Below are 14,251 nucleotides of genomic sequence, written 5' to 3'. Positions count from 1 at the left end.
GCTCCGACGCAGCTGCAGTAGGGGACGCACTAAAAAAAACGGCCCCTTTCGGGGCCGTGGAGAAGTGCGTGTTCTAGTTCTGAACGCTGCGCTTAAAAGTCATAAGCCGCAGAGAGACGGACGAAGCGCGGTGGGTTGAAGTAGGTGCCCATGCCATAGGTGTTGGACACCGTGTAACGGTCGTCCCCGTACACCGCTTCCGTACGTGTGGCATCGCGGTCGTTGAGTACGTTGAAGACCTGCAGCCCGATGGCGAGCTTGTGATCGGCAAACGACGGGCGATAGGTCACGCCCAGATCCAGATTCGTCAGCCAAGGCGTGCGGCCTGCGTCGCCCGGACGAGAAGGAGAACCGGCGCAATAGTGGTAAGCCGACTCATAGCCAATCGGATCCTGCTCGCCCTCGCCGAAATAGCCCAGGCACGATTTTGGTGTGCCGGACAACACGCGCACCGTGGCAGATGCCATCCATTCCGGTGTGAACTGATAGGCACCGAATGCCTTGAACTGATGGCGGCGATCATTGGCCAGACTTCCACCTGCGTAGTACATCAGCTCTGCCGAGTCCCAGTCCTGCGTCTTGGAAACGTCAGCCTGTCCCAGATCGGATTTCACCTGGCCTTCGGTGTTGCCGTACAGATGCGACCAGGTGTAATCGACGCGGCCGAACCACTTTTCGTCGAACGGATGTTCCAGGAACAAGTCGACCGACACGTAGTTACGCTTGGCACCGCTGGTGAATCCCCAATCCTCCTGAGACATACGCACCTGCGTGCGGCCCGAGCCGTCGACATTGGCCAAGTTGTAGGTGTTGGTTTCGCCAGGGTTGAACATCACGCAGCCAGGAATGGCAACGGACGAGGAATCGATACCACCGGCCTCGAGCTTATCTGCTATCCGGCCTGTATCGCAGACGTCATCGATCGCGGTCTGCAGCTTGCGATAGGTCACCTTTGCACCCGAGTTCCACTTCTCGCCAAGCGTCTTCTCAAAGCCCATCAGGAACTCATCCTGGTACTGAGACTTCAAGTCGCTCGGTGCGAACGAATTCGGATCGGGCGTCTGCCCGTATTCGCCATTCGACGAGACCGGGCCCGGGCCCAACGCCCTCAAGCCAGTAGGCTCTCCATTTGCGTCCAGCCCGCTGTAGGCGAAGTATTCATCGGTATAGGTGGAAGCAGATGCACCGCGCACCGCAACGCTATTGGGCAGTGCCAGATAGTAGCGTCCCAGGTTGGCGTACAGCTTCAGCGACGAATCGCCGAACACATCCCAGCTCACGCCCAGACGTGGTGCCCACTGATCACCACTGTCAACATAGGGAGCGCCTGCGCTGTTGAAGTTGGTGAACTTGTCGTTACGGATGCCAAGCAATACCAGCCACTTGTCGGTGACTTGCCAGCGATCTTCCAGGTAATAGGCCTTCTGCTCGACTGCCATGCTTGTTGTCGTGGTGAAAATGCGGCGCTGTGCGTAGTAGCCATTGCCGCCGGAAGGGCCGACACCAAGGCTCGGGCGGATGTCGACCGCAGGGTTGGACTGACGCGCAAACAGCCACTGGTATCCCGGCCCGGTCGTCTGAACACCTTCATTGGACGCATTGAAGTACATGTTATCCACGCCGGCGGTCAGGTCGTGGTCACCAAGCCGGTATTCGAGTTCAAGGCGCAGGCTGCGGGTCTTGTTCTGCGGAAGAGCTGCCTTGATGCGGTTGCTTGCCTGGTCATTGGTGATCGGGGTACCACCGGTCAGCGCAGGGTCCTGGTTAGTAACATTCTGCAGGTAAGGAAGAGTGGAAACGTACGGATTGCTCTGCAGATTGTCCTGGCGGCTACGGCCCCATGTGGCGTTCAAGGTCAGGTCGTCGGTGAGATAACCGGTGTACTTGAAGATATCGTACCGGTCCTTGATCTTGTAGGTATCAGCGAACGTGCCGCTGCGGCCACCACCGGTTGATGTGTCGTAATCGAAATCGGTGTAATACCCAGCGCGACGATCAGTGCTCTCGATGCGGGTGTATTCCACAATGTTGCTGTCGTTGATATTCCAGTCGATCTTGCCGTAAAACTTTGGCGCGCTATAGGCGTAGTTGTTCCGTCCCAGGACACTTGCCGCGCTGGAGTTGGTGGAAACGCCATCGGTCTTGTCCGATTCGCCTGCCACGAAAACAAACAGCTTGTCTTCGATCAACGGGCCGCCCGCATACGCGCTATAGACCGTGCGAGTCGCTGCGTCGTCCTTGCGGCTGCGATACAGTGTGCCGGGTTGATCCGGATTGGTGTATTCAAATCCATCTGGCAAGGTGTTATTGGGGAAGCGCACGTTCTCGGGCGAACTTGCGAGCGACTTGGGTTCCCAGACTGCCTGAGCACCGAAATGCCATTCGTTGGTACCACGCTTGCCGACCTGATTGATCACGCCGCCGGTCGAGCGACCGTAACGCGCGCTGTAGCCGCCGGTGTAGGTCTCCTGCTGGTCGATCGCGCCATACGGCAAGCTCACGCCACCGAGGTTGCTAAGCGGGTTGCTGACGTTGAATCCGTTGATGTAGTAAGCATTTTCAGTGACGCCGGCGCCGCCGAACGAAACGACCGAGCGTGAGCCGTTATCGAATGCGCCACTGCCCGCCACGGCACCCGGTGCCAGCAAGGCAATTGCTTCCGCGCTACGGCCAAGAGGCAGGATCGCAAGCTGCTGGGACGTGATCACCGAGCGCGAGCTGGTGGAGCTCACGTCGATCTTCGGTGCATTGGCGGCGGTGACGGTGATTGCCCCTAGCGTGGTTGCATCGGCGTTTCCGCCAGAGGCGGCTGCGCCTGCAAACGAGACCTCAGTGCCGGATCCGACGCGCAACTGCACGTTCTTGCGAGTGTCGACGACCTGATCGCCACGCTTCAAGGTCACGGTGTAGGCGCCGACCGGCAACGAGCCGAGGTTGTAACGGCCATTGGCGTCGATGGTGATCGTGCGGCTGAGGCCGGTGTCGCTCTGCACGACGATGGTGCTACCGGCTTCCGAGGGAGCGCTACCGTAGATGCTGCCGGTCGTACTCTGTGCGTAGACTGCACCGTTGGCGAGACAGGCGCCGAGCACGACTGCCAGAGCAGTGCGCTTGAGGGCGTGGCGACGAAATTGATTGCTCATTCCTAACCTTTCAGCTGGGTATCGGGAGAAGTGGCGGTCATCGGAGAGTCAGATGGCCTTAACCCGAACGTAATGAATCTGTGGGCTCGGTCGCAAGCGCTTTGAATGATTCGTTAATGAAAAGGGTGAGATCCGCACCGAATATGCGGATCTGCGCACAATTCAGCGGGCATGCGGACGCGGGCACGCGTCACCTGCACGAGTATTCATTTTTGTCAGTGCGTGCGATGCGGCATGACATCGAATCAATCAACCGAATGCGGCATTCGGGCTGTGCCCCCTTCACAGATTGTCGCGTTTGGTTGAATGGTTTCAGCTGAAACATGACGCAAAAAAAAGACCCCGTCGAACGGGGTCTTTTCGATGCAGCGTCAACAGGCCTCAGAACCGCACCGTTGTCCCCAGATAGAAGAACCGTCCGACGTTGTCGTACAGCGCAGAGGTGAAGTCCGAGCCAAAGTAGTTACGCGGCGGATCCTTGTCGAAGGCGTTGTCGATGCCGAGGTAGACGTCGATCTTCGAGCCGGGGAACTGATAGCCGAACTGGAAGTTGTGATAGGTGTACGAGCCGTTCCTGATCGGGCTGGCCGAGCCCGGATTGCTGTTGTAGCTTTCCGGTGTCACGCGCAGGTTGCCGTCCACGTAGTTCATGTCCCACGAGGCGCGCCATTCGTTCCAGTTGTACTTGGTCTGGAACTGCGCGCGCCAGCGCGGGTCGGTCACGTAGGTCACGTACTCGTCGTACTCGGCCGGGAAGTCCTGGAACACCCATTCGCGCGACTGGATCAAACGGGTGCCGACCAGGCGCAGCACGGTGTTGCCTTCGCCGACCTGGAAGCGGTAGTCCATTTCCAGATCCACGCCCACACGCCGCGAGCGCGACAGGTTTTCATTGAGCGCCTGCCAGCCGATGATGCTGTGCTCGGGATAGATGCGGCCCTGCGGGTCGGTGAATCCACCCAGCGGGGCGCGCTGCACGAAGCCGCAGAAGCTGTTGTCGATGCCACCTGGATTGTCCACGCAACGCGTGGCATTGGTCTCTGCGGTCACGGTGCCGATCGCGTCCTGCAGGTCGATGCGCCAGTAGTCGATCGACATGCCGAAGCCGTCGAAGAACTCCGGTTGCCACACCAGGCCATAGGACAGGCTGCGCGCGCGCTCCGGCTTCAGCTCCGGGTTGCCGCCGCTGACGCCGGGGCGGGTGGAGGTGAAGGTGTCGATCCAGCCCACCGGCACGCCCAGCGCGCTGCAGTTGGCCTGGCGCAATGCCACGTCGCCTGCGGTGCCCGGGCGGTTGGTGTTGGTCGGCAGGTAGTTGCAGGGATCGTTGATAGTCGCGAAGTTCTCGCTCTGCGAGTCGTACAGCTCGCCGATGCTGGGCGCGCGCACTGCCTGTGCCAGCGTGCCGCGCAGACGCAGCGAGGGGATGATGGTCCAGTCCAGGCCCACGTTCCAGGTCTTGGTCGAGCCAATGCTGTCGTAGTCCGAATAGCGGCCTGCCACGTCCAGCGCCAACCGGTCCACCCCCGGCAGGCCGGCGAGCAATGGAATGGTGCTCTCGACGAAGATTTCCTTGACGGTGTACTCGCCACCGCTATTGGGGATGGCGTTGAGGAAGGTCACGCCCGAGGCTGCGAGCGGATCGGTGATCTCCTCGCTCTGCTCCTTGCGGTACTCCACGCCACCGGCAAACCCGATGTCGCCGGCCGGCAGCGACAGCAGGTTGCTGTTGGCCACCGATGCGCTGAACACGGTCTGCTGGATCTTGGCCTGCGAGCGCGCGGTGGTGTTGAACCACGCCCCTGCTTCCGGGGTCACCGCGCCGTTGCCGAACACACTGAACGGCACGCAGCCTTCGCGCGCCAGTGCCGAATAGACGCGGTTGGTGTGGGGGTTGATCGCGCCCGGATCCAGCGTGGTGCGGCAGACGATGTTGCCGCTAGCATCGCGTGCGGCGTCGATACCGGCTTGCCAGCGCTCATTGATGCGGTTGTTGAGGTTCAGGCGGTCGACCGTGGTCTTGCCGTAGTTGGCAGACACGTCGTAGCTCCAGTTGTCGGTGAAATTGCCTTCGGCGCCGAGCACTGCGCGATAGGTCTTGCGCTCGATGTTCTCGCCGCGACGGCCGGCATCGACGTTGAAGCGGTTCATCAGGATCTGGGTGGCACCGCGCGAATCCATCAGCGCACCGAGTTCGGGGCTGACATACGGATTCTGACGACGCACGCGCAGCGAGCTGTCGAATGCCGGCTGGCCGAAGAATTCCGAATCGGTCTCGCTGTACTTGCCCTCGAAGAACAGGCGATGGTTCGCGCTGATCTCGAAGTTGATCATGGTGTTGACGCTCTTGCGATCGAAGCCGGGCTGCAGGTCGGCAACCGCATTCAGATCGACGAAATCGCAATCCACGCACGAGGTATTGCTGACCACCGGGCCGTTGTAGCGATTGCGGCGGAAGCTGCCGTCCTGGTTGAACAGGTAGCGGTTGCCATAGCTGGCCGGGTTGCGGAAATCGAATGTGCCCAGGTTGAAGGTGCCGCCGTAGGACGTGGAATGATTGCCGCCCGGGCCGCTGAGCACATTCTGCGGATTGCGTTCGCTCGGCGGTTGGCTCGGGTCGAACGCGGGGTTCGGAACCGACACCAGATATTCGCGGCCGATGGCGCGGTTGCCGCGACCGAAGCGGTCCTGCTTGCTGTATTCGCCGGACACCGCGATGTTGCCGCGGCCATCCGCAAAGTCGGTGCCTGCCGAGAAGCTGGCGAAGGAGCGGTTGTAGTTGCCCTCGTCGGCCAGGCCGGTCTGCGCACGCGTCTCGAAACCGGTGAAGTTCTTCTTGAGGATGAAGTTGACCACGCCGGCCACCGCATCGGCGCCATACACGGCCGAGGCGCCACCGGTGATGACTTCCACGCGTTCGACCCATTCCACCGGAATGGTGTTGACGTCCACCGCGGTCGAGCCCGGGCTCGAACCAACATGGCGGCGGCCGTTGACCAGTACCAATGTGCGGTCCACGCCCATGCCGCGCAGGTCGAGCAGGCCCAGCCCGGCGGTGCCGATGAAGCGGGTGGAGTTGCCCAGCGTGTAGCTCGGTGCCAGCGCGGGCATGCGCGCCATCAGATCGCTGATGGTGGTCGCGCCAGTGGCGCGGATTTCCTCGGCGCTGATCGCAGTGACCGGCGAGGGCGTGACAAAGCCGGTACGCGCAATGCGCGAGCCGGTGACGGTGACCTTGTCCAGATCAGTGGTGCCGGGCGCGACCCCGCTTTCCGACTGCGCGGCGGCGTGGCCGGCAGAAGCGGCCAGCACGGCAAACAACGCGGTGCTCAAACGATGACGCTGGGTGTGTTGCGGAAGACGACTCGACATGACCTTGCGGATTCCTCGCTGAGATTTGGCGAAACAGTCGCGCTCGCTGAGCGCTGGCTGAACTGGAATTCGAACGTAACAATTCCTTAATCATGTGTCCATATTTGTGAAATTTGTCATTGGTCGACACATGCAGGAGTCTTCGGCACGCCTGGCTGCTGACGGCTTGCAACGCGTCTGCCTATGGCCGGACTGGGTAAACTGACGACCTTTCCAGCGCTGCGGCTGGCGATGCAGCCATCGCTGCGGCGCCAGCACGAGCAATCAGGCAGACAATGACGACGATGGTGCAACGCGCTTCAAGCAAGGCGATCGATCTCCCCCGGAGCGCATGCGCATGACCGGCGAACGCAGAATTCCCGCGCATGCGGTGCAGGGCGCGTTGGCGCCGCATCCGCGGATCCGCAATGTGATCGCGGTCGGCTCCGGCAAGGGTGGGGTGGGCAAATCCACCACGGCGGTGAATCTGGCACTGGCCCTGCGTCAGCAGGGCGCACGCGTGGGCGTGCTGGACGCGGATATCTATGGGCCGAGCGTGCCGGCGATGCTGGGCCTGAGCGGGCGGCCGGACAGCCCGGACAACAAGTCGATCGAGCCGTTGCGCGCGTTCGGCATCGAGGCGATGTCGATCGGCTTGCTGGTCGACCAGGACACGCCGATGATCTGGCGCGGGCCGATGGCGACCTCGGCGCTGACCCAGCTGTTCAACGACACACTGTGGGACGACCTGGATTACCTGCTGATCGACCTGCCGCCGGGCACCGGCGACATCCAGCTGACCTTGTCGCAGAAGATCCCGGTGGCCGGTGCGGTGATCGTCACCACGCCGCAGGACATCGCCACGCTGGACGCGCGCAAGGCCTTGAAGATGTTCGAAAAGGTCGAGGTGCCGGTGCTTGGCATCGTCGAGAACATGGCGGTGCATACCTGCTCCAGCTGTGGTCACCGCGAGCACCTGTTCGGCGAAGGCGGCGGTGAGCGCATGGCCGCGCAGTACGGTGTGCCCTTGCTCGGGTCGTTGCCATTGGCGATTGCGATCCGCGAGCAGGGCGACGCCGGCCAGCCGATCGTGGTGGCCGCGCCGGAGTCGGCGGCAGCGCGGGCCTATCTGGCTGCCGCCGCGCGGCTGTCCGAGGAGCTGGGCAAGCGCCCACGCGCCAGCATCCCGATTTCGGCGTCGTTGCTGTAGCGCGCAGGCCGGCCGCTGGTGCCGGCCGCTTGCTAGAATTCGCTGCCTTTCGCGCGGGCCGCTCGGCCTGCCGCCTTCCGTCTTCAAGGAACACCGCATGAGCATCAAGAGCGACCGCTGGATCAAGCGCATGGCCGAACAGCACGCGATGATCGAGCCGTTCGAGCCCGGGCAGATCAAGCACGATGCCGCCGGCCAGCGCATCGTCAGCTTCGGCACCTCCAGCTACGGGTACGACGTGCGCTGCTCGCGCGAGTTCAAGATCTTCACCAACATCAACTCGACGATCGTCGACCCCAAGCACTTCGACCCGGGCAGCTTTGTCGATATCGAATCGGATGTGTGCATCATCCCGCCGAACAGCTTTGCGCTGGCGCGGACGGTGGAATACTTCCGCATCCCGCGCGACACCCTGGTGGTGTGCCTGGGCAAGAGCACCTATGCGCGCTGCGGCATCATCGTCAACGTGACCCCGCTGGAACCGGAATGGGAAGGCCACGTCACGCTGGAATTCAGCAACACCACGCCGCTGCCGGCGCGCATCTACGCCAACGAAGGCGTGGCGCAGATGCTGTTCTTCCAGTCCGACGAGGTCTGCGAGACCTCGTACAAGGACCGCGGCGGCAAGTACCAGGGCCAGACCGGCGTGACCCTGCCGCGCACCTGATGCCATGGTGCGGCCGCGCCTTCAGCAGGTGGCGGCCGCCCGCTCGCGGTAGCGCAGCAGGTGGCGCACGCCCGCGGCGATCAGCAACGCCGGCCACCAGGTCGACACCAGGTTGCCCACATCGAGACGGGCCAGCCCGAGGTTGTCCAGCAGAAACAGCGTGCCCAGCGTGATCAGGAACAGGGCAGGGATCAGGCGGTAGTGCATGGTGGCGTCCTCGGTAGGTAGGAGGCCATGCTGCGCGCAATGCGCCTGCCGATCAGGTGCCGGAAGTCAACACGTGCGGATGACAAACGTCATGTCGGCAAAGCCGAGAGGTAGCCAGGGGCACAGGCTGGCGAATCAGCGGCCAGACGGCGCCAGCGCGCAATCGGGGCTGTCTCTTGGAAGACACCAAAGCAAACCAGGGAATCAACAGCGCCTGAAGCCCGCTCTCACGATTCCCCAATCCCGATTCCCGATTCCCGACTACTTGCCGCGCCCAAACAACATCCCCACACCGCAGGCAACCAACGCCGCCGGCCACCAGGTGGCGATCAGCCGGCCAAGACTGACATTGGTCCAGCCCAGGTTGTTGGCCAGGAACAGCAGGCCGACGAGGATCAGGATCAGTGCGGCGACGACATTGGATTTCATGCGGGAAGGTGGTTGTGAGGCGGGCGCCTATCGTAGCCGCTGCGCCCATGCAGCGACACGCTGCTGCAGCGTATCGGGGTCGGAGCGCTGCGCGCTGCCGCTACCCCAGACCGGGCCGGGCCAGGCCGCGTCGCCCGGATGCCGGCCGACCAGGTGCACATGCAACTGCTGCACGATGTTGCCCAGCGCGCCGATATTGAGCTTGGCGACGCCGGGCTCGACCCGCAGCAGCTGCGAGAGCTGATTGATCTCGGCCAGCAACAGGCGCTGCTGGCCGCCGTCCAGATCGATCCACTCGCTGGCATCGGCCACCCGCGGCACCAGCAGCAGCCATGGGAAGCGGCTGTCGTCCATCAGCCGCACCTGCGACAGCGGTCCGTCGGCGACGAACACGCTGTCGGCGGCCAGCCGCGCATCGAGCTGAAAGTCGCGCGCCTCGGACATGCCTGCTGCAACCTCGCTCATCCCAGATGCGCTTCGAAGAAGCCCAGGGTGCGTTGCAGCGCACGCTCGGCGCTGTCGGCGTCGTAGTGGTTTGGGTCGATGCTGCGGTTGAAGGCGTGGCCGGCGGGATACACGAAGGTCTCCATCTGCGGCAGCTTCTCGCGGTGGGCCTGGATCGCCTCGGGCGGAATGCTGCTGTCCTGCTCACCGAAGTGGAACATCACCGGTGCGGTCGGGGTTTCGTCCAGCAGCTGGGTGTTGCGGCCGCCGTAATAGCTCACCGAGGGCAGCCCCAGGCGGATCGCCGACAGCAGCGCCACCGAGCCGCCCCAGCAATAGCCCACGGTGCCGACCTTGCCGGCGCGGCTGAGCAGGGTGGCAGCGGATTTGACCACCTCCACCGCGCGCTCCAGGCCGACCGCATTGGCCAGTGCCAGGCCGCGCTGCAGGCTCTCCTGGTCGTAGGGCAGTTGCACGTCCTTCTCTTCCAGGTCGAAGAAGGCCGGCGCCAGCACTTCGTAGCCGCGCGCGGCGTAGTCGTCGGCCACCGCGCGGATATGGTCGTTGACGCCGAAGATTTCCTGGATCACCACCAGGCCGCCGCGCGGGCTGGTGGTCGGGGTGGCGTGCCAGGCGGCGACCTGGCCGTCGGGGGTGTCGAGCGTGGTCCAGTGACCCATGGGAACTCCTGCTGCGGTAAGGGGGAAGGCGCGCATTATCGACCGGATCGGCGGCGCTGCAGGTGAGGGACTCGCTAAGATGAGATTGCTTGCCCGGCGCGCGGTTCAGAGCGCTGCCCGCGCGCCGCTATAATTGCTCCACTCAGGCCCCAGGCCGCTCCGTTCCCAGGCTCCTGCTTTCATGTCCCAGCTGAACCCCAAAGTCGGCTTCGTCAGCCTTGGCTGTCCGAAGGCGCTCGTCGACTCCGAACGCATCCTCACCCAGCTGCGCGTGGAGGGCTACGACATCGTGCCCAGCTACGACGCTGCCGACGTGGTGGTGGTCAATACCTGCGGTTTCATCGATTCGGCGGTGACCGAGTCGCTGGACGCGATCGGCGAGGCGATGAACGCCAACGGCAAGGTGATCGTCACCGGCTGCCTGGGCAAGCGCCCGGAACAGATCCGCGAGGCCTACCCGCAGGTGCTGGCGGTGTCCGGCCCGCAGGACTACCAGAGCGTGATGGAGGCGGTGCATGCGGCACTGCCGCCGCGCCACGACCCGTTCGTCGATCTGGTGCCCGACTACGGCATCAAGCTGACCCCGCGCCATTACGCGTATCTGAAGATTTCCGAGGGCTGCAACCACCGCTGCAGCTTCTGCATCATCCCGTCCATGCGCGGCGACCTGGCCTCGCGTCCTGTGGATGAGGTCCTGCGCGAAGCCGAGCGGCTGGTGCGCGGCGGGGTCAAGGAATTGCTGGTGGTCTCGCAGGACACCTCGGCCTATGGCGTGGATCTGAAGTATGCCGAGCGCCCGTGGCGCGACCGCATGTACCAGACCCGCATGAAGGCGCTGTGCGAAGGCTTGTCGGAGCTCGGCGTGTGGACGCGCCTGCATTACGTGTATCCGTACCCGCACGTGGACGATGTGATTCCGCTGATGGCCGAAGGCAAGCTGCTGCCGTATCTGGACATCCCGTTCCAGCACGCCAGCCCGCGCATCCTCAAGCTGATGAAGCGCCCGGGCGCGGTGGAAAAAACCCTCGAGCGCGTGCAGCGCTGGAAGGCGATGTGCCCGGAGATCACGGTGCGATCCACCTTCATCGTCGGCTTCCCCGGCGAGACCGATGCCGAGTTCGAATCGCTGCTGGAATTTCTGGATCAGGCCCAGCTGGACCGCGTCGGTGCGTTCGCCTATTCCCCGGTGGAAGGCGCCAGCGCCAACGCGCTGCCGGATCAGGTGCCGAAAGAGCTCAAGCAGGAGCGCCTGGCGCGCTTCATGGCCAGGCAGGCGGAAATTTCTGCCGCGCGGCTGGAGGCGAAGATTGGCAGCGTGCAGCAATGCCTGGTCGACCTGATCGAAGACGATATCGCGGTGGCGCGCTCGCGCGCGGACGCACCGGAGATCGATGGCCTGGTACATATCCAGAACGGCGGCGAGCGCGGCTTGAAGGTGGGGGATCTGGTCGATGTGGAAATCACCGACAGCGACGAGCACGATCTGTTCGGCGATGCATTGCCGGCCAATGTCGCAATCCAGCAGGGACGTCCGTTGAATCTGCAGATGGTGTAACTGGGCGCTGGTCCTTGCACATCTGTCCGTAGGAGCGCACTTGTGCGCGATGGGGCCTTATCGATAACGCCCCATCGCGCACAAGTGCGCTCCTACACGCAGGTCGGCAGAGTGCGATCACTCGCCTACTGAGTGGCGTAATCCACCGACACCACCACGAAGCTGTGCTTGCCCGACGGCAACTGCGCTTCGAACTCGTCGTCCACGCGTTTTTTCAGCAGCGCGCGTGCCAAGGGCGAGTCGATGCTGATCCAGCCGCGTCCGGCGTCGGTTTCGTCCGGGCCGACGATGCGGTAGTGCAGCAGCTCGCCGCTGTCGGCGTCCTCCAGTTCGACCTGTGCGCCGAAGAACACCGCGCGCGGATCGGTCGGTGCGGTATCCACCACGCGCAGCGCTTCCAGCCGTTTGCTCAGGTAGCGCACGCGGCGGTCGATCTCGCCGAGCTGCTTCTTGCGATAGGTGTACTCGGCGTTCTCCGAGCGGTCGCCCTCGGCCGCGGCGGCGGCCAGCGCACGAACCACTTCCGGCCGACGCACGCGCCACAGCTCTTCCAGCTCGGCCTTGAGCCGGGCGTGGCCGTCGGGCGTGATCAGTGCGGTGCTTTTTTCGGCGGGCGGGCGCCAGCGGCTCATGGGCGGTGTATCCGACAGCGGGGCCGCGATGCTAGCGCGCATGGCCGGCTTGCGCATCTGCCGTCGCACGGCGAAGCTTTGCGCTCTCTCGGACACGGACGTTGTCATGCTGTTGATGCCGCTGCACAAACCCTGGTCGCGCCAGAACATTCCCTGGGTGACCCTGCTGCTGGTGTTGGTCAATGTGGTGGTCTACCTGGGCTATCAACGCAAGGACGACGCGCTGGTCGAAAACGCGGTGCGCTACTACGTCGAGTCCGGCCTCGGTGCACTGGAGGCGCAAGCCCACGAGCGCTATCTGCAGCAGACCGACGACACCAAGTTGCGCGCTGCGCGCCGGGCCAGGCTGGACAGCGTGCCGGCGCGCCAACGCCTTGCGTATCTGGCGCACCTGACGATGCACGACGTGGCCTTCGCACAGGCGTTGCGCAGCGGCGCATTGTTCGAGGACCAGGCGCGCTTGAGCGAATGGCGCACATTGCGCGCCCCCTACGATGCACGCCTGTCCAGGGTGTTCACGCTGCGGTATCTGCAGCGCAGCTCCGAGTGGTCTCCCGCGAGGATGCTGACGGCCACCTTCCTGCATGGCAGCTTCGATCATTTGCTGGGCAACATGCTGTTTCTGCTGGCGCTGGGCACCTTGCTGGAAGGGGCGATCGGCAGCGGCTGGTTCCTGCTGCTGTATCTGCTCGGCGGGTTCGGCGCCAGCGCGGCCAGCCTGTGGTGGCGCTGGGGAGCGCCGGGCGGTGGCCTGGGCGCCTCCGGTGCGATCGCCGCCTTGATGGGCGCGTTCTGCGTGGTCTGGGGCCGGCGCAAGGTGCGCTTCTTCTACTGGTTCTTCGTGGTATTCGACTACGTGCGCGGTCCGGCGATCCTGCTGCTGCCGCTGTGGCTGGGTTGGGAGCTGTACAGCCTGTTCTGGAACGACAACGGCGACGTCGCCTTCGAGGCGCATGCCGGTGGGCTGATCAGTGGCGCGTTGCTCGGCGTCGCGTTGGTGCTGCTGCGGCGCACGCGTGAGTCCTTTATGGAGGAGAGCGAGGCAGTGCTGGTGGACGATCGCTGGGAGCGCGCGCAGCGACATCTGGGACGCATGGAAAACGCGGAAGCCGAGCGCCTGCTGGCGGAGCTGGCCAGCGAGCAGCCGCATTGTCTGGACGTGGCGCTCGCGCGCTACCGCACCGCGCGCAATGCCGGTCGCAGCCAGGACAGCGTGCGACATGCGCAGACGCTATTGCAGCTGCACACCCATCACGCCGAACAGACGCGCAACCAGCTGACGGTGGCTGCCGAACTGAGCAAGGCCGGGACCGACTACGCGCCATCGGCCCGCATGGCGCTGATCGCCACCTGCCTGCGCAATGGACTGCTGGCCGATGCCGAACGTCTGTTGAAGGAGGTTGGGCTGGATGTGCCGCGCGATGAGCTGGCGCAGCACTGGTTCGTGCTGGCCTTGCGACACGGCGAGTTGCAGGACGGCGCGCAGCGTACGCGCTTGCTGCGTCAGCTGCTGGAGCAGTTCCCCGAGCAGGCACAGGCCGGCAAGGCGCGCTTTTTGCTCGAAAACGGATGAGTGGTTTCTGCGCGATCCGTGTTGCCAACGCAAGCGGTGAGGGCATCGCGCGCTCGACTCACCGAGCTTTTGACCTGGCATTTGACTGCACTTGAAAGACACTGCTACGTGAGGTCCGGGTTGCTGTTGTGTCTTCTGCCTCGAGCAGAATTATCTAGCGCGGATGGATGAGTTGCAGAGCGGTGGATCTGCAGCCTGGCTGCAGGGCCCTTACCCGCCCACCATCGCACGACACGCCGCAAGTACGTCCATGTAGGCTCTTGCGCGGCATCCATGCCGCGTAAGGCCCCGCGACGGTGGGCGGGCAAGGACCAGTCGAGATGGTCGGTCTGTAGGGCTGCAAGCAGTACACGTCGCGCG

Annotated in this window: 11 protein-coding genes; 4 read left to right on the top strand and 7 right to left on the bottom strand. The window is 63.8% G+C overall.

The window, feature by feature from the left end; translation table 11 throughout:
• Nucleotides 1–92: 92 nt before the first annotated feature.
• A complete protein-coding gene (locus CPBF1521_RS15565; protein ID WP_115677559.1) occupies nucleotides 93–3,143 on the bottom strand; it encodes a TonB-dependent receptor in 3,051 nt (1,016 codons plus the stop codon).
• Between the two features lie 381 nt (nucleotides 3,144–3,524).
• Nucleotides 3,525–6,515 carry a TonB-dependent receptor plug domain-containing protein gene (locus CPBF1521_RS15560; RefSeq protein ID WP_115677558.1) on the bottom strand — a complete coding sequence of 997 codons (2,991 nt, stop codon included), beginning with the start codon at nucleotides 6,513–6,515 and terminating at the stop codon, nucleotides 3,525–3,527.
• Between the two features lie 337 nt (nucleotides 6,516–6,852).
• On the opposite strand from CPBF1521_RS15560, the gene apbC reads away from it, so the two are divergent.
• Both apbC and dcd read left to right on the top strand, forming a co-directional pair.
• Complete coding sequence (apbC, locus tag CPBF1521_RS15555; protein ID WP_104581933.1) at nucleotides 6,853–7,704, top strand: iron-sulfur cluster carrier protein ApbC; 852 nt, start codon at nucleotides 6,853–6,855, stop codon at nucleotides 7,702–7,704.
• A 97-nt stretch (nucleotides 7,705–7,801) separates the two neighbouring features.
• Complete coding sequence (gene dcd, locus CPBF1521_RS15545) at nucleotides 7,802–8,371, top strand: dCTP deaminase (protein ID WP_010366727.1); 570 nt, start codon at nucleotides 7,802–7,804, stop codon at nucleotides 8,369–8,371.
• A 21-nt stretch (nucleotides 8,372–8,392) separates the two neighbouring features.
• On the opposite strand, the gene CPBF1521_RS15540 is transcribed toward dcd, so the two are convergent.
• From CPBF1521_RS15540 to CPBF1521_RS15525, 4 genes are all read right to left on the bottom strand, one after another.
• The gene (locus tag CPBF1521_RS15540; RefSeq protein ID WP_115677557.1) at nucleotides 8,393–8,578 is read right to left on the bottom strand and encodes a LiaF transmembrane domain-containing protein; all 186 of its coding nucleotides are present in this window, start codon (nucleotides 8,576–8,578) and stop codon (nucleotides 8,393–8,395) included.
• A 261-nt stretch (nucleotides 8,579–8,839) separates the two neighbouring features.
• Nucleotides 8,840–9,007 (bottom strand): LiaI-LiaF-like domain-containing protein, encoded by a 168-nt coding sequence (locus tag CPBF1521_RS15535; protein ID WP_006452352.1) that lies wholly within the window; start codon nucleotides 9,005–9,007, stop codon nucleotides 8,840–8,842.
• Nucleotides 9,008–9,034: 27 nt separating this feature from the next.
• Nucleotides 9,035–9,451 (bottom strand): HIT domain-containing protein, encoded by a 417-nt coding sequence (locus CPBF1521_RS15530; RefSeq protein ID WP_181901276.1) that lies wholly within the window; start codon nucleotides 9,449–9,451, stop codon nucleotides 9,035–9,037.
• Between the two features lie 17 nt (nucleotides 9,452–9,468).
• Entirely contained in the window at nucleotides 9,469–10,131 is a 663-nt protein-coding gene (locus CPBF1521_RS15525) for a dienelactone hydrolase family protein (RefSeq protein ID WP_115677555.1), read from the bottom strand.
• Between the two features lie 181 nt (nucleotides 10,132–10,312).
• Between CPBF1521_RS15525 and rimO the strand changes: the two genes are divergently transcribed.
• Nucleotides 10,313–11,686, top strand: a complete 1,374-nt coding sequence (gene rimO, locus CPBF1521_RS15520) for a 30S ribosomal protein S12 methylthiotransferase RimO (RefSeq protein ID WP_115677554.1) — start codon at nucleotides 10,313–10,315, stop codon at nucleotides 11,684–11,686.
• Between the two features lie 125 nt (nucleotides 11,687–11,811).
• On the opposite strand, the gene greB is transcribed toward rimO, so the two are convergent.
• Nucleotides 11,812–12,318, bottom strand: a complete 507-nt coding sequence (gene greB, locus CPBF1521_RS15515) for a transcription elongation factor GreB (RefSeq protein WP_115677736.1) — start codon at nucleotides 12,316–12,318, stop codon at nucleotides 11,812–11,814.
• A gap of 106 nt (nucleotides 12,319–12,424) precedes the next feature.
• On the opposite strand from greB, the gene CPBF1521_RS15510 reads away from it, so the two are divergent.
• The gene (locus CPBF1521_RS15510) at nucleotides 12,425–13,891 is read left to right on the top strand and encodes a rhomboid family intramembrane serine protease (RefSeq protein WP_181901256.1); all 1,467 of its coding nucleotides are present in this window, start codon (nucleotides 12,425–12,427) and stop codon (nucleotides 13,889–13,891) included.
• The last annotated feature ends 360 nt before the right edge of the window (nucleotides 13,892–14,251 follow it).

The sequence above is a fragment of the Xanthomonas euroxanthea genome (assembly GCF_900476395.1).
In the GTDB taxonomy this organism is placed as follows: Bacteria; Pseudomonadota; Gammaproteobacteria; order Xanthomonadales; family Xanthomonadaceae; genus Xanthomonas; species Xanthomonas euroxanthea.
This window is presented reverse-complemented; position numbering and strand designations above follow the sequence as displayed.